This is a genomic window from Paenibacillus sp. VTT E-133280 (genome assembly GCF_002264385.1).
GTDB classification, from domain to species: domain Bacteria; phylum Bacillota; class Bacilli; order Paenibacillales; family Paenibacillaceae; genus Paenibacillus_AQ; species Paenibacillus_AQ nitricinens.
This window is the reverse complement of record NZ_NFUX01000007.1, coordinates 83,544-101,315: the sequence shown is the minus strand read 5'-3', so window position 1 is coordinate 101,315 and position 17,772 is coordinate 83,544. Positions and strand designations below refer to the sequence as shown.

At 48.9% G+C, this 17,772-nt stretch carries 20 protein-coding genes; 18 read left to right on the top strand and 2 right to left on the bottom strand.

The window, feature by feature from the left end; translation table 11 throughout:
• Positions 1–9: 9 nt before the first annotated feature.
• From CA600_RS05325 to CA600_RS05280, 10 genes are all read left to right on the top strand, one after another.
• Positions 10–294: a hypothetical protein gene (locus tag CA600_RS05325; protein ID WP_094869233.1), complete on the top strand. Its 285-nt coding sequence runs from the start codon at positions 10–12 to the stop codon at positions 292–294.
• Positions 291–1,238 carry a DUF3991 and TOPRIM domain-containing protein gene (locus CA600_RS05320; RefSeq protein WP_094869232.1) on the top strand — a complete coding sequence of 316 codons (948 nt, stop codon included), beginning with the start codon at positions 291–293 and terminating at the stop codon, positions 1,236–1,238. Before CA600_RS05325 ends, CA600_RS05320 begins: the two co-directional genes overlap by 4 nt.
• 270 nt (positions 1,239–1,508) lie before the next feature.
• On the top strand, positions 1,509–1,874 hold the full coding sequence (locus CA600_RS05315; protein ID WP_256989739.1) for a plasmid mobilization protein: 366 nt from the start codon (positions 1,509–1,511) through the stop codon (positions 1,872–1,874).
• Positions 1,875–1,888: 14 nt separating this feature from the next.
• Positions 1,889–3,280: a relaxase/mobilization nuclease domain-containing protein gene (locus CA600_RS05310; protein ID WP_049868198.1), complete on the top strand. Its 1,392-nt coding sequence runs from the start codon at positions 1,889–1,891 to the stop codon at positions 3,278–3,280.
• On the top strand, positions 3,222–4,184 hold the full coding sequence (locus tag CA600_RS05305; protein ID WP_049868197.1) for a PcfB family protein: 963 nt from the start codon (positions 3,222–3,224) through the stop codon (positions 4,182–4,184). Before CA600_RS05310 ends, CA600_RS05305 begins: the two co-directional genes overlap by 59 nt.
• Positions 4,181–5,095: a hypothetical protein gene (locus tag CA600_RS05300; RefSeq protein ID WP_049868196.1), complete on the top strand. Its 915-nt coding sequence runs from the start codon at positions 4,181–4,183 to the stop codon at positions 5,093–5,095. Before CA600_RS05305 ends, CA600_RS05300 begins: the two co-directional genes overlap by 4 nt.
• Positions 5,096–5,141: 46 nt before the next feature.
• Positions 5,142–5,333 carry a hypothetical protein gene (locus tag CA600_RS05295; RefSeq protein WP_021877380.1) on the top strand — a complete coding sequence of 64 codons (192 nt, stop codon included), beginning with the start codon at positions 5,142–5,144 and terminating at the stop codon, positions 5,331–5,333.
• A complete protein-coding gene (locus CA600_RS05290) occupies positions 5,320–7,089 on the top strand; it encodes a VirD4-like conjugal transfer protein, CD1115 family (RefSeq protein WP_094869231.1) in 1,770 nt (589 codons plus the stop codon). The genes CA600_RS05295 and CA600_RS05290 overlap by 14 nt, the downstream gene beginning before the upstream one ends.
• 11 nt (positions 7,090–7,100) lie before the next feature.
• Positions 7,101–7,394, top strand: coding sequence for a glutamyl-tRNA amidotransferase (locus CA600_RS05285; RefSeq protein ID WP_256715116.1), 294 nt, complete (start codon positions 7,101–7,103; stop codon positions 7,392–7,394).
• A 66-nt stretch (positions 7,395–7,460) separates the two neighbouring features.
• On the top strand, positions 7,461–8,300 hold the full coding sequence (locus CA600_RS05280) for a hypothetical protein (protein WP_094869230.1): 840 nt from the start codon (positions 7,461–7,463) through the stop codon (positions 8,298–8,300).
• Positions 8,301–8,321: 21 nt separating this feature from the next.
• Here the strand turns inward: CA600_RS05280 and CA600_RS05275 are convergent, their stop codons facing one another.
• Positions 8,322–8,657, bottom strand: coding sequence for a helix-turn-helix domain-containing protein (locus CA600_RS05275; protein WP_094869229.1), 336 nt, complete (start codon positions 8,655–8,657; stop codon positions 8,322–8,324).
• A gap of 164 nt (positions 8,658–8,821) precedes the next feature.
• Between CA600_RS05275 and CA600_RS05270 the strand changes: the two genes are divergently transcribed.
• The 8 genes from CA600_RS05270 to CA600_RS05235 all read left to right on the top strand — a co-directional run bounded on the left by CA600_RS05270 (position 8,822) and on the right by CA600_RS05235 (position 16,172).
• Positions 8,822–9,007 carry a hypothetical protein gene (locus CA600_RS05270; RefSeq protein ID WP_094869228.1) on the top strand — a complete coding sequence of 62 codons (186 nt, stop codon included), beginning with the start codon at positions 8,822–8,824 and terminating at the stop codon, positions 9,005–9,007.
• Between the two features lie 25 nt (positions 9,008–9,032).
• Entirely contained in the window at positions 9,033–9,362 is a 330-nt protein-coding gene (locus CA600_RS05265; protein WP_094869227.1) for a hypothetical protein, read from the top strand.
• Positions 9,363–9,386: 24 nt separating this feature from the next.
• Entirely contained in the window at positions 9,387–9,752 is a 366-nt protein-coding gene (locus CA600_RS05260; RefSeq protein WP_076119666.1) for a PrgI family protein, read from the top strand.
• The gene (locus CA600_RS05255) at positions 9,745–12,078 is read left to right on the top strand and encodes a VirB4-like conjugal transfer ATPase, CD1110 family (protein ID WP_049868192.1); all 2,334 of its coding nucleotides are present in this window, start codon (positions 9,745–9,747) and stop codon (positions 12,076–12,078) included. The genes CA600_RS05260 and CA600_RS05255 overlap by 8 nt, the downstream gene beginning before the upstream one ends.
• A gap of 375 nt (positions 12,079–12,453) precedes the next feature.
• On the top strand, positions 12,454–12,969 hold the full coding sequence (locus tag CA600_RS05250; RefSeq protein WP_049868191.1) for a C40 family peptidase: 516 nt from the start codon (positions 12,454–12,456) through the stop codon (positions 12,967–12,969).
• Positions 12,970–13,235: 266 nt separating this feature from the next.
• Entirely contained in the window at positions 13,236–14,183 is a 948-nt protein-coding gene (lgt, locus tag CA600_RS05245; protein ID WP_049868190.1) for a prolipoprotein diacylglyceryl transferase, read from the top strand.
• A gap of 221 nt (positions 14,184–14,404) precedes the next feature.
• Positions 14,405–15,091 carry a response regulator transcription factor gene (locus tag CA600_RS05240; RefSeq protein WP_049868189.1) on the top strand — a complete coding sequence of 229 codons (687 nt, stop codon included), beginning with the start codon at positions 14,405–14,407 and terminating at the stop codon, positions 15,089–15,091.
• Positions 15,078–16,172 carry a sensor histidine kinase gene (locus CA600_RS05235; RefSeq protein ID WP_049868188.1) on the top strand — a complete coding sequence of 365 codons (1,095 nt, stop codon included), beginning with the start codon at positions 15,078–15,080 and terminating at the stop codon, positions 16,170–16,172. Before CA600_RS05240 ends, CA600_RS05235 begins: the two co-directional genes overlap by 14 nt.
• Positions 16,173–16,214: 42 nt before the next feature.
• Here CA600_RS05235 and CA600_RS05230 read toward each other — a convergent pair whose 3' ends face one another.
• Entirely contained in the window at positions 16,215–17,648 is a 1,434-nt protein-coding gene (locus CA600_RS05230) for a bifunctional metallophosphatase/5'-nucleotidase (RefSeq protein WP_049868187.1), read from the bottom strand.
• Between the last annotated feature and the right edge of the window lie 124 nt (positions 17,649–17,772).

Sequence of the window (17,772 nt, the reverse complement as noted above, 5' to 3'; positions counted from 1 at the left end):
GGAACGCAAATGTTGTATGCCATCCCAAGCGGCGGATGCTTTTGTCCGATTCTACCACCTACTTGTTACGGAAGCAGCCTGACTAAGGAGGGGGAAACTGTGCTCTCATTGGAATTGATTTCAAAGGGGAAGAATGGATTTGGCGACACATATTATTACATTCGTGATTCGAAAGGGGTTACTTGTCAAGTTTTCGAAGGCGAATTAGATGGATTCATGAAAAAGAATGGCGCTACGGGGTTGAAGAGAGGCAGAGCTTATCCATACCCCAAAAAGCGGGGGATGGAACGATGAGTTATGTCACCAAAGAACAAATCGAACGTGCAAAACAGCTGGACCTGCTCACATACCTGCAATGTTTTGAGACCTATGAACTGGTGCGGTGCTCACGCAATACTTATTCGACTCGAACCCACGACAGCCTCAAGATCTCCAACGGGAAGTGGTTCTGGTGGTCAAGAGGGATTGGCGGACGCTCGGCGCTGGATTATCTCATTAAGGTGCGGGGTTTGTCGTTTCCCGATGCTGTATTGCAAATTGACGGAAATTCACCTGTCCAAATACCTTCGACTGCATGCGCCGTTCAGCAGGATTTATCACCCGCACAGTTGGAGCTTCCCGAACCGTATGAGACTTCGAATCGCGTCGTTGCTTATCTTAGCAAACGCGGCATTTCCCGCGACGTAATCGACTTTTGTCTCGACTCGGGGCGACTTTACGAAAGCCGAATGTATCATAATGCGGTATTTGTGGGATTTGATTTGGCGGGTACCCCGCGCTACGCAGCGATACGAGGGACAACGAAGACTCGATATATGGGTGAAGCGCCGGGCAGCGATAAACGGTATTCGTTCGCTATACCAGCCGACGGAAACAGCGCTGAACTGCACGTATTTGAAAGTGCAATTGACCTGTTATCATACTGTAGTTTTACGGCAATTTCCGGGAAGGACTGGCGGCAGTCACATCAATTGTCGCTGGCCGGGGTATACAGCCCAAAAGATAAAAAGGATGAAGGTATTGCATCGGCTGCGCTCACCGACTATTTGCAAAGCTACCCGGAAGTAAAGCGCCTGGTGCTTCATTTGGACAACGACAACCCGGGCCGCTCAGCAGTATCCATGATTCAGCAACTACTTAGCCAAACTTACGAGATTTTCGATGAACCGCCAGTCAGGAAAGACGTTAACGACGACCTTAGGAATTATAGAAAACTACGTGAAGAACTGACTCGATAACATTACTCGGCATTTCGTCTTGTCGATGCCCTTTCCTTTTTCCCGGCAGGTTTCTTTCAGGGCAACGGGAGACGAATGTCTCGTGTTGCAGCAAGCACTGAATTTGGTCTCCCAAATTCGCTTGTTAGGGGCAAACCCCTAATACCCCTACCTCAACAGCACGCTGTTTTATCAAGAATATAGGTTCAACAATGATCGGTATTTTTCAGAAACAGCAGAAACCATTCAGCTATTTCATGCGGGCCATTTCCTTTGAAGAAAGAAGTGAACATGATGAGAAGACGAGCGATTCGGATTCAGGTATGGGTGAACCATACTGAAAACGCAAAACTCCAAGCGAGTGCGAAGACATCGGGACTTTCACAGGAAGGTTATATTCGCTCCTTGATTAACGGCTATGTCCCGAAGGCGATGCCGCCAACGGACTATTTCGCTATGATGCGCGAACTTCATGCCATCGGCAATAACCTTAACCAACTCGCAGCGAAGGCTCATGCGACAGGTCATTTGGATCGGGCGTCTTTTCAGCAGGAAGCAGACCACTTACGCCGTGCTGTCCAGCAGATTCAACAAGCCGTGACAGCACCTGAGCCAAGAACCGAGCCGCAAGGAAATCCGAACGTACATCCACCGTAAAGGGGACAGCGTACATGGCGACAACCGCAATATGGGACGTTACAGACCGCCTCAAGCGTGTGCTGGATTACGCCACCAATCCTGATAAGACCGATCAAGCGCGTGTAGCGCAGGATGATTTACAGCAGGTGCTCGCTTATACCAGCGCGGATGCCAAAACGGAAAAACAGCTTTACGTGAGCGGAATCAATTGCGATCCTCTTACCGCCTACGAACAAATGCAGCGTACCAAACGACAATATCAAAAGACCGATGGCATTGTAGCTTTTCACGGGTACCAGGCGTTTGCACCGGGCGAAACGACGCCGGAAATGGCACATGCCATTGGCGTCAAACTGGCGCGGGAGCTATGGGGGGAACGCTTTGAAGTCGTGGTATCAACCCATTTGGACAAGGAGCATTTGCACAATCACTTCGTCTTAAACTCGGTGTCGTTTCTGGATGGTAAACGCTATTACGATAACAAAGCCTCTTACGCGCTGATGCGGCAAACATCCGATCGACTTTGCCGGGAGCATACCTTATCGGTCATCGAGCAGCCGGAACCGGGCAAGGCCAAGCATTACGGCGAGTGGCGAGCGGAACAGGAAAACAAACCGACCTGGCGCGGCTTGATTCGCGAGGACATCGCCGCCGCTATCGCCGCTGCCATGACGATGACGCAATTCTTCGCGATCCTTCAGAAGCAGGGTTATGAAATGAAGTCGAACGTCAAGCATTTGGCGGTACGCCCGCCGGGCAAAGAGCGGTTTGTTCGATTGCGCAGTCTTGGCGACGAATACACGGAGTCTGCGATAAAAGAGCGTATTCTGCAAAACCAGTTACCGCAGCGTCAGCCACCGTTGCCGTTGCCGCGGCGCAGGCGAGCCGTCATCGTTCGCAGAACCCTGCACATCGGACGTAGATTTAGCGGTCTGCAAGCCTTGTATCTGCGTTACCTATTCAAGATGGGGATTCTGCCCCATTCCCGCGCGTCCTTCAAACGGACGTCTTTTTTATTGCGCGAAGACTTGCGGCATCTGACGGCCATTACGGAGCAGACCAGGCTGCTGTGTCGTCACGGCATTTCCAGCAAAGCACAATTGTTGGCTTACCACGCTGAGCTGCAAACAGAATTGCGGCAAGGATACGGCTCCCGCAAAATGCTGTACAACCGGCTTCGCCGCTGCCAGCATCCTGAGCAAATCGAATCGTACAAGTCGCAAATTGCCGAACTTTCCCGTCAGCTTGCGAAGCTCCGAAAGGAGGTGAGGCTTTGTACGGGCATTCTTGCCCGATCCAACGAACTGGCAAACAAGCTGCAACGTAACGAGGAAGACCAATCGACACGAAGGGAGGCCAATGTCCATGAGCAGCGGAACCGAAGCGGCCGATCAGGTCGTCAGCATGAGTCTTCGTGGCATTGAGGTCATGGCGAAAATCTCCGGCGAAGGCGCGAAGCATCTGGCCGTTTATTTGTTCGCCGCCCTGCAAGGGCAAAAACGAACAAGAGGCCGCATTCGCCTGGAAAGCTTGCTGCGCAGCGGCAAGGAGCTGAAGGTGTTTGCAGTACGAAATGAAGACTTGCCGACTTTTTGCAAAGAAGCGAAGCGGTACGGTGTCCTCTATTGCGCGCTGCGTGACAAGAAAAATGTGGACGGGCTTTGCGATGTCATGGTGCGGGCCGAGGATGCGTCCAAGATCAACCGAATCGTTGAACGCTTCAAGCTGGCGACCGTAGATACGGCCAGCATCAAGCAGGAGATTGTGAAGTCCCGCAGCGAGAAGCAGTCGGACGAGCGTAAAGGAGCGGCGCAACCACCAGAGCAACATGCCGTAACACCCGAAGAAGGAACCAGCGAGCCTCCAGCTTCAAACGAGGGCGCGGCAGTCAGTGAGGATTTTTTGGACGATCTGTTGGGAAAGCCCGAGCCGGCGGCGGAGGTTCAGCCGGTAAACGTGCAGCAGGGAGCCAATCAACCGGCGGCCGAGGCGTGGGAGGTCGAGCGAACGGAACCGGAGCGTCCGCTTCCCCTCCCGCCGACACAGGAGGAGAGGACAACGGAACCATCCTCTCCGTCCGCGCCTACCTCCGAGCGCAGCGCGGCATACGAAAGGGTTACGATTGACCCTGAAAAGCCGAAGGAAAAAGTGTCCGTCCGCCAATTGCTGCGTGAAATTCGGGAGGAAAACCGGGCGGCAGAGAGCAGACGGCGGAAGCAGGTGCAGGAACCGTCGTTGCCTAAGCGCAGAGATCGCGGGAAGTCGGCGTCCGGCAGTAAAGCATCCGTTCCGATGGCCGGGAGTCGAAAGCGAGGGAAATCGAAATGAGCGAACTGGACGAGTTATTCCAGCCCCAAGTCACGACGGCCTCCGGTCAGCGTGAGCAGCCGTTCGACAAAGAAGCATGGGCGCAAAAAAAGCAAGAACTGCGGCAGTGGACGTATGAGACGATTGATACTGCCACAGCCGACATTGCGCAAAACGGCGAACAATTTCAGCATTATCTGGACGTACAAAGCCGTTTTGATCTCTACAGCGTCGCGAATGCGCTGCTTATTCTCGCGCAGCGCCCGGATGCCACTCGCATTGCTGATTTTGATAGCTGGAAAGAACAAGGCGTCTATATCCGTCGCAAGGAAACCGGCCTCTACATCTTGGAGCCAGGCGAGGAATACAAGCGGGAAGATGGGAGTACCGCAATCAGCTACAACCCCAAGAAGATGTTCGATGTTGCGCAAACAACCGCACCGAAAAAGGAATCGCCGATCTACCCGGATGACCGCACGCGCATCAAGGCATTGATGGACCGGTCACCTATTCCGATTACGATTGGAGATAGCTTGCCTGCGGAGGTTCATGCGCTTTATCAGCCGGATACGCGAAGCATCGTGATACGTCGCGGACTTGGGGCTGGTGACATTTTTCGGGCGCTCGCACAGGAGCTGGCGCATGCGGAGATTGATCGCGGCCATAACGACTACAGCCGTTCACATTACAATTTTCAAGCTTACTGTGCTGCGTATATGCTTTGCAAAAAGTTCGGCGTCGAGACGGCTACTTTCCGCTTCGGCCGGGTTCACGAACGGCTCAAGGAGTTGGAGCCGCAGCATATTCGCGCCGAGCTGACGGTGATGAAGGATGCGGCACACGACATATCCCGTCGAATGCACCGTATGCTGGCCCAGCAGCGACAGCAGCAACAGCAGCAACAGAATCGCAGCGATTCCACCACCCGCTAGTCGTGGCATGAATCTGCTTTTCATTTTTCCGTTGGGAGGAGTGGCGATGAAAGAGGAAGAACGCATCCTGAGAATGGATCATTACGAGCATGGCATTGTCATCAACGCCTTAAATGCGCTCCGCAACGACTTGATCGGCCAGCAGCGGCCGACCGATCCTGTTGACGATTTACTGCTCAAAGCGATTGACGCTCCCTATCAAAAAATAAAGCGCCGGAGTCATCATGCGGCGCGCTGAAACCGCAAGGAGTAATCTTTTACTCTTTGCGGTTTTTTTTATTCCGGTCGTGTGGGCGGCGCTGCTTGCCGCCCCTGCTTTGTCAAAGGGATTACCTGCACTTCTGCTGCATCTCAGCGAAGCGATTAACCATCCCTTCCAGATTCAATGGGTCGAGGATACGCCGCGAAGCTTGTTGCTGTTCACGCTGACTTATGGGATTTCGGTCGGCATCTACTTGGCGTCGCCGCGCAATTATCGGCGGCGCGAAGAACACGGCAGCGCAAGATGGGGCAAGGCCAGACGGATTAATGCCAAGTACCGCGACAAGCAACCTGAACAAAACAAAATTTTGACGCAGCAGGTACGAATCGGCTTGGACGGCCGCAAGCATCGCCGGAACTTGAATGTCCTTGTCGTGGGAGGTTCCGGGTCTGGGAAAACAAGGTTTTACGCCAAGCCGAATGTCATGCAGGCGCATACGTCCTTTGTTGTGCTCGATCCAAAGGGCGAGATTTTGCGCGATACCGGGCATCTGCTCAAGTCCAAAGGCTACGACATCAAGGTGCTGGACCTCATCAATCCGCACCGTTCGCATGGCTACAATCCTTTCGCCTATTTGCAAGACGACAAGGATGTTCTCAAGCTGGTCACCAATCTGATCCGCAATACGACACCGAAGGGCAGCAATACCAACGATCCCTTTTGGGAGCGATCCGAGACCGCCTTGCTGGAAGCGCTCGTGCTATACCTCCTATATGAAGCACCGCCCGAGGAGCAAAACTTCCCAATGGTCATGGAAATGATCGCGGCTGCGGAGGTGCGGGAGGAGGACGAAACGTACCAAAGCCCGTTCGATGAACTATTCGAGCGGCTGGCAATGCGCGATCCGGAACACCTTGCCGTCAAGCAGTACAACATTTTCAAGCTGGCGGCGGGCAAGACGGCCAAGTCCATTTTAATTGGCCTCGGCGTTCGATTGGAGAAGTTCAATTTGCATACGATTGCGGGGATGAGCATGGTCGACGAAATGGAATTGCCCGTTATGGGGGAGAAGAAGACGGCGATGTTTGCCGTCATTCCCGATAACGACAGCAGCTTCAACTTCATTGTCGGCATGCTCTACACGCAGCTTTTTCAATGCTTGATGTACGAGGCGGACTATCGGCATGGCGGACGCCTGCCGGTTCATGTTCACTTTGTCATGGACGAGTTCGCCAATGTAGCGCTTCCCGACGAATTTGACAAGCTGCTCTCCACGATGCGCAGCCGGGAAATTTCCGTTTCTATCATTTTGCAAAATTTAGCGCAACTCAAGGCGCTGTACAAGGATGCGTGGGAATCGATTGTGGGCAACTGCGACGAATTTTTGTACTTGGGCGGCAACGAACAGTCTACCCACAAATACGTCTCGGAGCTGCTTGGCAAGGAAACGATTGATACCAATACCTACGGCCAGAGCAAGGGGAGAAACGGCAGCTACTCGATCAACTACCAGCAATCAGGCCGCGAATTGCTCACACCAGACGAGGTGAGGTTGCTGGATAACCGCTTTTGCTTACTCTTTATCCGTGGCGAACATCCAGTCCAGGACGACAAATATGATTTGCTCAGGCATCCTCATGTCTCGCTCACGACGGATGGTAACGGTCTTCCCTATCAGCATGGCGGCACGGATCACGCTTTGGACTGGCAATCCGTGTTCCTTCATGCAGACGGGGATTATGAGCTTCTTTCGGAAGAAGAAGTAGAGTCGTTATTTTTACGAAGGGAATGATGAACTTGAAAATGAAAACGAAACGGCTACTGGCCCTGTACATCGTGCTAATCTTAACGGGAACTGTATTCGTCTCCACTGCTTATGCAGAGGGCGACCCGATGACGACAGTCAACAATCTGTCTACTTTTATCTTCGGTTTAATCCGTGCGATTGGCATGATTATTCTCGGTTTCGGCATTGTTCAAATTGGATTGTCGCTAAAATCCCATGACCCTTCCCAGCGTGCAAACGGGTTTCTGACGCTCGCCGGAGGGGTCATTATTACGTTTACGAAGGAAATTCTTACCCTGATTGCCGGATGAGCTTGTAGCTTTGCATAGGGGGGGCGGACGATTAGTCTGTCCCCTGTTTACGGAAGGGGTGAGAATATGGCAAAAAACAGTTGGGTGATCGACAACCTTGAAAATGCCTTGGATACCTGGAACGATAAGATGAATGAAATCTGGAGCCTCGTTACGCAATCGCCAGCGGATTTTAAGGGTGGCGGCGTATGGCGTGTGATTATTGATATTCATGGTGCGTTGCAAGCTACGGGATTGGCACTCCTGGTCTTATTTTTTGTGATTGGCGTTGTGAAGACGACCGGCAGCTTTGCGGAAGTGAAAAGGCCGGAGATGGCCGTCAAGCTGTTTATCCGCTTTGTGCTCGCCAAGGCGGTCGTAACCTATGGGCTGGAGTTGATGATGGCTCTCTTTACTATTGTACAGGGGATCATCTCAACGATGATGGGACGCTCCGGGTTCGGAACGTCAGAGGCTATGGCCTTGCCGGATACGGTAGCGCAAGCGATTGAAGACGTTGGCTTCTGGCAAAGCATTCCACTGTGGATCGTCACCATTCTCGGCAGTTTGTTCATTACGGTACTATCCTTTGTGATGATCCTTTCGGTGTACGGGCGCTTTTTCCGTATCTATTTGTATACGGCAATAGCCCCCGTTCCGCTGTCCGCATTTGCGGGGGAGCCAAGCCAAAATATCGGCAAGTCGTTCCTGAAAGGGTACGCGGCAGCGTGTCTGGAAGGCGCGATTATTGTACTGGCTTGTATCATCTATTCCGCTTTTGCCACCGCTCCCCCAGCCGTCGATGCTAGTGCGGGCGCGGTTACGATGGTGTGGACGTATATTGGGGAACTCATTTTCAACATGCTCGTTCTTGTCGGTACGGTAAAAATGGCAGATCGCATCGTGCGCGAAATGATGGGACTGTAACCACCTTGTGAATGATGGGTGTTATCGGATTGCGGTCAGAAAAAGCTTCAATAGCGCCAAAGCATCCTTACGCTGCTTTTCTGTGCATTGATTGAGCGCAGCCATAATCAATGCTGTTTCATCGTAAGGTGTGGAGCTCTCCTCTTGACCTAGAAGCAATTCATTAGGAGAAAGCTTGAGCAAATTGCAAATGCTGAACATCGTTTCAATGGACATCCCGGCTTTACCTCGTTCAATATCGGCGCAAAATCTTGGGACCCGTCCAATTCGTTCAGCCAGTTGTTCACGAGAAATTTCCAAAGCCTCTCGTTGCTTCCGAATGCGTTGCCCCACCTTCTTTTTATCGTAACCAATCATCAAGCGTCACCTCTTTAAAGGGGATGAGTTTATAACTCCCATTATGGAGAAGCACACAATTGACATAAATGAGATTAAAACTTACCATCGAAGTAGTCTTCTAACATACACCGTATTTCATTCAAAAATGTCGGCTCTCACAATAAAAACGGGAGGATGGATAAATGAACGAATTGTTAAGAAAGCTGGAAGAGGAGCGGCGAAAGCTGAATACGCTTGGTGAACAGTTAATAAAGCAATCCATTTCTTTATCCGGCCATCAAGCATTTCAAGAGCAAAGTCAGAAGGTCGATCAGCTAGTAGCCTGCTATCATCACATGAAAGCCAAGCAGAAGCAGCAGGTAAGGTAAAAGAGTTGTGGGGGGGAAGCAGGTAATGGAAATTCCACCGTGGTTTCGAACAGCTATTCAAGGTCGATTGGACTACGTTTCTGCACGATTCGAGCATCATCCTGATCTCAAGCGTGTTCGTGCTGAAGAAAAGAAGGCTTTTCAAGTCTTGTTTGTTGGTATGGATATTGGTCGTATGCCTGAATTTGAAGCTTGGGAGGACAGACATCATTTTAAACAATCGATTATCAATGAGTGGTTATATTTGCAAGGGATGAAGGATGGCTTTCAGCTTGCTGTGGAACTATTGAGCAATCCTGTGCCATTTGATGACGACACACTGTTCAAACCTGAATGCAACGAGCCTGAGGCGTAGACTGCTCATCCGGGAGGGATAAAAGTGGAAGTGAAAATCAACCGGGAAATCCGGGATTATACGGAAAGCTTGTTCTTCGGACTGTCCTTGCGGCAGTTCTTTTTTTCTATTCTGGCGGTCGCTGCGGCGATTGGACTGTATTTCGGGCTGCGCAGTCATTTCGGACTGGAAACGCTCAGTTGGATGTGCATATTAGGGGCAGCTCCCTGCGCCGCGCTCGGGTTTATCCGCTATCACGGTATGACGGCGGAGCAACTATTGTGGGCGTATGTGAAGTCGGAGTTTCTGATGCCAAGACGACTTGTCTTCCGCTCGACCAACATATACTACGAAGCGCTGAAAGGAAGCCTGCACAAGCGTGAGCAAGAAAGGATGAAGCGCGATGATTAAGACGCTCAGGCGCACCATGAAGCAGGACAAGGAGCGGTCTGTCATTCCCAAAAGCGTACAACAAGCGATCCCGATCCGCGCCATCTGGCCGGACGGGATTTTTGCTGTCGGCAACAAGTTCTCGAAGTCGTTCCGTTTCGCGGACATCAACTACGCTGTCGCATCGAGAGAGGACAAGGAGACGATGTTCCTTTCCTACTCCGAATTGCTTAATTCGTTTGACAGCGGCGCGACGACGAAGATTACGATTCACAATCGGCGGCTTAATCAGGCAGATGTAGAACGTTCCATTCTTATTCCGCTCCAGCACGACGGGCTGGATGTGTATCGGCAGGAGTACAACGACATGTTGCTTGGTAAAGCGACTGATGGCAACACCAATGGGACGATTCAAGAGAAATACATCACCATCTCCGTGGTTAAAAAGAACGTGGATGAAGCTCGACATTACTTCGCGCGGGTCGGCACGGAGTTGACGGCGCATTTCTCTCGTCTCGGCTCGAAATGTACCGAGCTTGATGCGACTGACCGCCTGCGCATTCTGCATGACTTTTTCCGGATTGACGAGGAAGCCGATTTTCGCTTCGACATGAAGGAGATGATGCGCAAGGGACACGATTTCAAGGATTACATTTGCCCGGATACCTTCGAGTTTGCCAAAGATCATTTTCGGATGGGCGAATACTACGGTCGGGTCATCTTTCTGCGTGATTACGCCAGCTATATCAAGGACAGCATGGTAGCCGAACTTTGCGACTTGAACCGCAACTTGCTGCTGTCGCTCGATGTGATCCCGATTCCGACCGATGAAGCTGTCCGCGAAGTGGAGAATCGACTGCTCGGCGTGGAAACGAACATTACGAATTGGCAGCGACGGCAAAATCGCAACAACAACTTTTCTGCTGTCATCCCTTACGACATGGAGCAGCAGCGCAAAGAGAGCAAGGAATTTCTTACCGACCTCACCACACGCGACCAGCGGATGATGTTCGGACTACTTACGATGGTGCATGTTGCGGACAGCAAAGAACAACTTGATAGCGATACGGAGACATTACTCACTACGGCGCGCAAGCATTTGTGCCAGTTTTCCACGCTCTCCTATCAGCAAATGGACGGTTTGAACACGGTGCTGCCGTATGGGCTGCGAAAGGTTCATGCTTTGCGGACGCTCACGACTGAAAGTACGGCTGTCTTTATCCCGTTTCGAGCGCAGGAGATCATGCATCCAGACGGCATTTATTACGGGCAAAACGTCATCAGCAAAAATATGATCGTCGCCAATCGAAAGCAATTGCTGAATGGAAACAGTTTTATCCTTGGCGTATCCGGTTCCGGTAAAAGCTTCGCCGCGAAACGGGAAATCGTCAATCAGATATTGGCGAGCGATGACGACATCATCCTGATTGACCCGGAGCGGGAGTATTCCGCTCTGGTAAATGCGCTGGGTGGCGAGACGATTCACATTTCTGCTACTTCGTCGAACCATATCAATGCGATGGATATGAACCGGGATTATGGCGACGGAGCCAATCCGATCATTCTTAAATCGGAATTCGTCCTGTCGTTGTGCGAGCAGTTGATCGGAGGACATCAGCTCGGAGCCAAGGAGAAGTCGCTCATCGATCGCTGTACCGCCGCTGTGTACCGCAAGTATTTGCGGAGCAACTATAAGGGACAGCCGCCGACATTGCAGGATTTCCGTGCGGAGCTGCTCAAGCAAGCAGAACCGGAGGCGCAGGATATCGCGCTGGCCATTGAATTATTTACTTCCGGCAGTCTGAATACGTTCGCCCAATCGACCAACGTCAACGTCCACAATCGGCTGATTTGCTACGATATTCTCGATTTGGGCAAGCAGCTTCTTCCCATCGGCATGCTGGTCGTACTCGACAATATCTTGAATCGGATTACGCAAAATCGCGCCAGAGGCAAGAATACGTTTATCTTTATTGATGAAATCTACCTTTTGTTCCAGCACGAATACAGCGCCAACTTTCTGTTCACGCTCTGGAAGCGTGTCCGAAAGTATGGCGCTTTTTGCACAGGTATTACGCAAAATGTGGACGATCTGCTACAAAGTCATACAGCCCGCACCATGCTTGCAAACAGTGAATTCATCGTCATGCTGAATCAGGCCAGTACCGACCGGATGGAGCTTGCCGAGTTGCTCAACATTTCGGACCTGCAACTGTCCTATATTACGAATGTTGACGCCGGGAATGGACTGATGAAGGTCGGCAGTTCCCTTGTACCGTTTAACGATAAGTTCCCGCGGCACACGAAACTGTATAACTTGATGACGACGAAGCCCGGCGAGCGGTAATAATCATTATGATCGTCGCGGCGCTGCTTTCCTCACCGTTCGGCATTTTTGTGGCTGACGAAAATACAGGACCCGACACAAAAAAATGATTCAAATCTTAGAGGAAATGGACGCCCAGTTTGCCGCTCGCATAGAGTGGTTACAATAGATCATCAGAGAGAGGAGTTGCTGCAGGCTGTTTTTTGGGATATGAATCCGATCGACTCGCAGCTCGAAACACTAGAACATACAAGGACTGTCGCCGTCGAACAGAGTGATGGAGTTTGTTGAATAGTCGGTGACGGAATACGAACGCGTCCTGCGACTGTCGATTTCTACCCGAACAGCAGAGCAGAAGCGGCGCTCTATGATTTTTCTACGGAATAGGTCGATTTGATGAATGAACTCCTGTCGGCAGAATTTCGTCCCATGATGTTAGCCATTCTTGGAAAGAACGGTGATACCGGATTAACGTCCGAACAGTCTGCGGCGGTTATATCCGATTTGCCCGCTGGTGTGCTTGGAAGCCAGGCTGTCGAACTGGCATTGACTCGGTTGGGCGATCCGTACAGCCAGCTAAAAGCAGGAAAGGATAACTATACCGATTGTAGTTTTCTTGTACAGTGGGTACATCGGCAATTAGGCGTTGAGGTGCCCCGAACGGCGGCAGAACAGGCGCGATTTATCGCGGAAAACGGACTTTCCCTAACCTCCAATGAGCTAATGGCGGGTGATTTGATTTTCTGGAGCTATGAGGCGAACGGGAGATTTATGAATATTACACATGTTGGCATTTATGCCGGTGAAGGCAAGTTTATCGATGCCTCCTCCAGCCGATTACAGGTTGTTTATCGAAATGTATTTGACGCCGATCTTCAAGTGATGTATGGGAGACCATATTTTCAATCCTAATACGGGGATCGATACAGGAAAGCCGCTGTGCGTGCTGCAAAGATGCACACGGCTTTTTTTATGTACAGTAAGAGACTTCCTTGTCACAGATTCGGCAAGTGTCTATGTCATGTGTTATAATGCTTAAGAGGTAAGGCTTAAGAAACTTCCTTCCACTGTAAAATATTCACGAGAGAAATTAGGCTTGAGCCAAGAAGAACAAATTCTATAAAAAAGCACAACACATTTAAGTATAGGAGAAATAAAGATTAGGAGAATGGTTTCTCATGTTAAACCCGATAGCATTTTCAATAGGTCAGCTTTCTGTTCACTGGTATGGAATCATTATTGGATTGGGTGCTTTACTTGGTTTGATACTGATTTCTCATGAGGGAAAGCGATTTGGCATAAAGTCCGACTTTTTTATGGATCTGGTCTTGTATGGTCTTCCCTCTGCATTAATCGGAGCACGAATCTACTATGTAGCCTTTAAATGGGAAAATTATAAGAACAATCCCTTGGAAATGATTAAAATATGGCATGGAGGCATTGCCATATATGGAGCCTTGATCGCTGCCATTGCGGCTGCTGTCATTTACACACGTAAAAAAGGCTATAATTTCTGGCGTATCGCAGATATATGCGCCCCAGGTTTAATCGTCGGTCAAATGATTGGACGTTGGGGAAACTTCATGAATCAAGAGGCTCACGGCGGTCCAGTATCAGAAAGTTTTCTGAGAAACACACTTCATCTTCCGAACTTTATAGTCAACCAGATGTATATCAACGGTCAATATTACCATCCGACATTTTTGTATGAGTCTGTCTGGAGCTTTGCAGGGCTCTTATTCCTTCTTTGGCTGCGCAGACGGCCGTTTTTGCGAGCTGGCGAGTTGTTTATGAGTTACTTCATTTGGTATTCGCTTGGACGTTTTTACATTGAAGGGGTTCGCACGGATAGCTTGGTTTTTGCCGGACCGGAATGGCTGGCCTCATTCCTTAAGACGACTTGGTCGCCAATGAGCTCGTTTGGTTGGGGGATGATGGAAGCAGGAAAGAACATTCGCATATCTCAGCTAATAGCAGTGCTGATAATTATAGCAGCAGTTGTATTCATCATAATTCGTCGAAATTGGTTCAAAGATAAGGTTAGATATTCCGATCCCATTGTTCCACAAAAGTCCATGAAGCATGCACCATTGACGATTGAAGGGAAACCCACGCCAGAAGGTTGACGTCAAGCATATAAACAAACCGGAACCATGGCAACTTTCGTTGCAAGGTTCCGGTTTGTTTTCTTTTAATTTCCTTGAACAAGGATCTTTAGACTCACCGTAGAGCTATGATTGCGACCCCTGTAGGAAACCGATATCCAAATTGTAGTTCTGGAATGAAACTTTAACGTTTCTTTAAACTATCCTTATAAAATGAAAACCTACTCTAGGGAGGGGAACGCATGCTGGGAAAAAACATATTGATCATCGAAGATGATCCGAAAATAAGAAAGCTGCTTAAACTATATCTGGAAAGAGAAGGGTACGAAGTATTAGAGGCTGAAAATGGAGAAGAAGGAAAGGAGGCTTTTCAAAAGCATGATCCTTGTTTCGTCATTACAGACCTGATGATGCCGAAGCTAAGCGGTGAAGAATTGTGCACGTGGATTCGCTGCGAACTCAAAAGTGATATTCCCATTATTATGTTGACGGCCAAAATTACGGAATCAGAGCGGATTGAAGGACTCCAAATGGGTGCTGATGATTATGTAACAAAGCCTTTCAGCCCTCAAGAAGTGGTCACACGGGTGAATACTGTACTTCGACGAACATCAAATCGATGCAGCAAAATTAGTTTTAAAGGATTGACAATAAAACCTTTGCGTGGAGAAGTCAAATATAACGGGAACATTGTCCCTCTTACTCAGCATGAGTTTAAACTGTTGTACTTTTTTATGAGACATCCCAATCAAATCTTATCGCGTGAGCAAATTTTATGCGAGCTTTATCCGAACGAAGAGAAAAATGTGATCGACCGCACGGTAGATGTTCATGTGGGAAAGCTAAGGGAAAAGATCGAGACATCGAGCGATGTCCCGTGTTTTTTTGAAACGATCCGTGGAATGGGGTATCGCTTTGTCGCAAATTAAGCATATTAGCTCATGGAAGCAGCATATAACTTGGAAATTAATTGCGGTTAACGTTCTGGTCATGCTCATTGTCATCTGGCTAGTAGGTGTTTCAGTCAAGGATTTTGCTTGTGTTCTTGTAGAAAAGTATCGACTCGTCGGTGAAGATAAGAACATTTTCTTTAACAGAACCATGCATTTTTATCTGATTCGGGCAAGTTTGCTAGCAATCGTTGTTGCCGCGCTCATCCATTTTGTGTTTATCAAGAAAATACTTTCTCCTTTAAAAAGATTGACCCAATTGACACGGCAGCTAATGGACGGATCATACCCAGAGCCCATTAAAGTATCGTCAGTGGATGAAATTGGCCAATTGACTCAGTATTTTAACGATTTGACTCAGACTTTAAAGCAGACTGAAGAAAATCGCAAAAGGATGCTAAGCAACATATCTCACGATTTACGAACACCTCTTAGCAATCTAAACGGCTACCTGGAGGCATTAAGCAGCGGTGTGATTGTCGGGGATAGAGACTTGTATCTGTCACTGCTGGAAGAGTCTCAGCATATTACCCGGCTTGTGGAGCAGTTGCATCAGCTTTCTGTATGGGAGGACCGACAAGCTGCAAGCATGACCTACAGCAATATACAAATCGATGACCTGATTACTCGGTGCACGCAGTCTTTTCAATGGGAACTTCAAAGCAACAATATGGAGTTGGAGGTATCTGTTTCACAAGACGTTGTCATCGGTGACGAAGGCGGATTAAGACAGGTGTTAAACAATCTGATACAGAATGCGATAAGCTATAATACGGGACGGATGATTTGGGTGATCGGAGTTATCGAACCTCTTCAGTATCGAATCACCGTCAGTAATGTTGGCGAGCCAATACCTGAAGAGGTGCGTGGACTTGTATTTGAACGTTTTTTTCAAGCGGATCCATCAAGACATCGCGGAGAGAAGGCAAAAGGAAGCGGGCTTGGTTTGGCTATTGTAAAAGAAATTGTGAAGAAGCATGGAGGCAGAGTGGGACTGGAGTCGGAGAATAATAAACATTCGTTTTGGGTAACACTGCCTCGCAACTCGAAAAAAATTTGAAATAACAAAACAGACCGGCATGGATGGCACCGGTTTGTTTTGCTATATGCAAAAGATTTTGGGCGTATCGCTGATTTCAATTTTCTTGTATGTCTTAAAATAGTGTGTGATCACATCATGAGCATGGATCCCTAGCTTCTTCTTAAGTGGATCATAGTGGTATAGAATTTGTTCGCCTGCGCTCACAATTCGATAGGTGGTGTCTAGCTTCAATGGTTTTCCTTGCACAAGAAAATGTTCAATTCGATGGCCAGGCGGATTATAAGGTTTGTAAGCCATGGTGATGCCGCTTGCCCGCATGACATATCCCCCTTTTTGATGGAAAGGATCAGGGGAGAAGACCTGTTCCAGATTAGATTCAAAAGCCTCCAGAATCTGTTTGCCATCCAGTTCTACGGTAAAAAGCTCTGGATTTGTCGGAATGATTTGATACAAGTCCCGCAAGGTTACGAGACCTGGCAGAATAGGGGCTCCGTATCTCCAACCATGTGATAAAGCAATATCGGCTTCGACAGAATGGAGATAAGCATCGGTAATTAGTCGATCCATTGGCGTTTCATTGAGGAACATGCGATGCAGCGGTGTCTGTAGTTCCCCAATGATCTCACTTAAATGCGTTTCATGCCTTTCGTTAATTACTGCAATTAATTTGGAGATTTCCGGATCTTCTTCGAATTCATGTGCAAAAAGCGGAATAAGACGATGTTGAACCTTCGTTATCATGCCGGATTCAAAATTCAGATCAAGCTGCCCAAGAAACGAAGAACTGGCTCCGGATTGAATAATCCATGTTCCGTTTTGTCTAATGGGATGGGTAAGTCGATCATGACTGTGACCGCTTAAAATAATATCGATTCCTTCGATATTGGAAGCGGCTTTCACGTCCAGGGGCAGTCCCATATGGCTCAATACGATGACGAGATCACACTTATCTTCCACCCGTAATTTTCGTATGTTCCGGCTCATCTCAGCTAGATCAAGTGAGAAAGACAATCCCTCGGAAAAAGCAGGTGGCATCGTTTGATCTACAAATGAGTAGGTCCATCCCGTCATACCTATACGAATTCCGCCCATTTCTTTAATCCACTGCGTCTTAAGAGGGGCGGCAGCGGATGAAGATTTCATATTCATTGCCAGGGACGGAAAAGAAACCTGATCCAAGAGAGCAAACAACTGTGATGGGCCATACGCATAATCCCAATTTCCTGGAACGAATGCGTCAAGCGGCATCTTTTTCAATAGTGGGATAATGGCTTCTCCTTTGGACAATACAAGCGGAGCTGTGCCATGAAACAAATCGCCTCCGTCGACAAAAAGGACATAGGGACGTCTTTTTTTTAGTTCTGTTACATATCGATGTATGCGCGAAAACCCTCCACATGTCATATATGAAGGTTGTGTATCATGCCAAAAAAATTCAGGATGGGCATCCAAACAACCATGCGTATCGTTTTGCTGAATTATGGTAAGTTCCATCTTCTCTCCTCTTCTCTGCAAGTGATTCATACCTACATAGTAGTATAGGCAAACCAATCATTGCCAAACCTAGCTTTATTAAAACTTAACACCCCTCCGATAGTATTGAATCACCGTGCTTAGG

Excerpts from the sequence above, each read along its gene's own strand:
- CA600_RS05305 (WP_049868197.1), top strand. The coding sequence starts at position 3,222 with ATGAGCAGCGGAACCGAAGCGGCCGATCAGGTCGTCAGCATGAGTCTT.
- CA600_RS05250 (WP_049868191.1), top strand. The coding sequence starts at position 12,454 with ATGAATGAACTCCTGTCGGCAGAATTTCGTCCCATGATGTTAGCCATT.
- CA600_RS05295 (WP_021877380.1), top strand. The coding sequence starts at position 5,142 with ATGAAAGAGGAAGAACGCATCCTGAGAATGGATCATTACGAGCATGGC.
- CA600_RS05290 (WP_094869231.1), top strand. The coding sequence starts at position 5,320 with ATGCGGCGCGCTGAAACCGCAAGGAGTAATCTTTTACTCTTTGCGGTT.
- CA600_RS05275 (WP_094869229.1), bottom strand. The coding sequence starts at position 8,657 with ATGATTGGTTACGATAAAAAGAAGGTGGGGCAACGCATTCGGAAGCAA.
- CA600_RS05315 (WP_256989739.1), top strand. The coding sequence starts at position 1,509 with ATGATGAGAAGACGAGCGATTCGGATTCAGGTATGGGTGAACCATACT.
- CA600_RS05270 (WP_094869228.1), top strand. The coding sequence starts at position 8,822 with ATGAACGAATTGTTAAGAAAGCTGGAAGAGGAGCGGCGAAAGCTGAAT.
- CA600_RS05325 (WP_094869233.1), top strand. The coding sequence starts at position 10 with ATGTTGTATGCCATCCCAAGCGGCGGATGCTTTTGTCCGATTCTACCA.
- CA600_RS05240 (WP_049868189.1), top strand. The coding sequence starts at position 14,405 with ATGCTGGGAAAAAACATATTGATCATCGAAGATGATCCGAAAATAAGA.
- CA600_RS05265 (WP_094869227.1), top strand. The coding sequence starts at position 9,033 with ATGGAAATTCCACCGTGGTTTCGAACAGCTATTCAAGGTCGATTGGAC.
- lgt (WP_049868190.1), top strand. The coding sequence starts at position 13,236 with ATGTTAAACCCGATAGCATTTTCAATAGGTCAGCTTTCTGTTCACTGG.
- CA600_RS05300 (WP_049868196.1), top strand. The coding sequence starts at position 4,181 with ATGAGCGAACTGGACGAGTTATTCCAGCCCCAAGTCACGACGGCCTCC.
- CA600_RS05320 (WP_094869232.1), top strand. The coding sequence starts at position 291 with ATGAGTTATGTCACCAAAGAACAAATCGAACGTGCAAAACAGCTGGAC.
- CA600_RS05285 (WP_256715116.1), top strand. The coding sequence starts at position 7,101 with ATGAAAACGAAACGGCTACTGGCCCTGTACATCGTGCTAATCTTAACG.
- CA600_RS05255 (WP_049868192.1), top strand. The coding sequence starts at position 9,745 with ATGATTAAGACGCTCAGGCGCACCATGAAGCAGGACAAGGAGCGGTCT.
- CA600_RS05230 (WP_049868187.1), bottom strand. The coding sequence starts at position 17,648 with ATGGAACTTACCATAATTCAGCAAAACGATACGCATGGTTGTTTGGAT.
- CA600_RS05310 (WP_049868198.1), top strand. The coding sequence starts at position 1,889 with ATGGCGACAACCGCAATATGGGACGTTACAGACCGCCTCAAGCGTGTG.
- CA600_RS05280 (WP_094869230.1), top strand. The coding sequence starts at position 7,461 with ATGGCAAAAAACAGTTGGGTGATCGACAACCTTGAAAATGCCTTGGAT.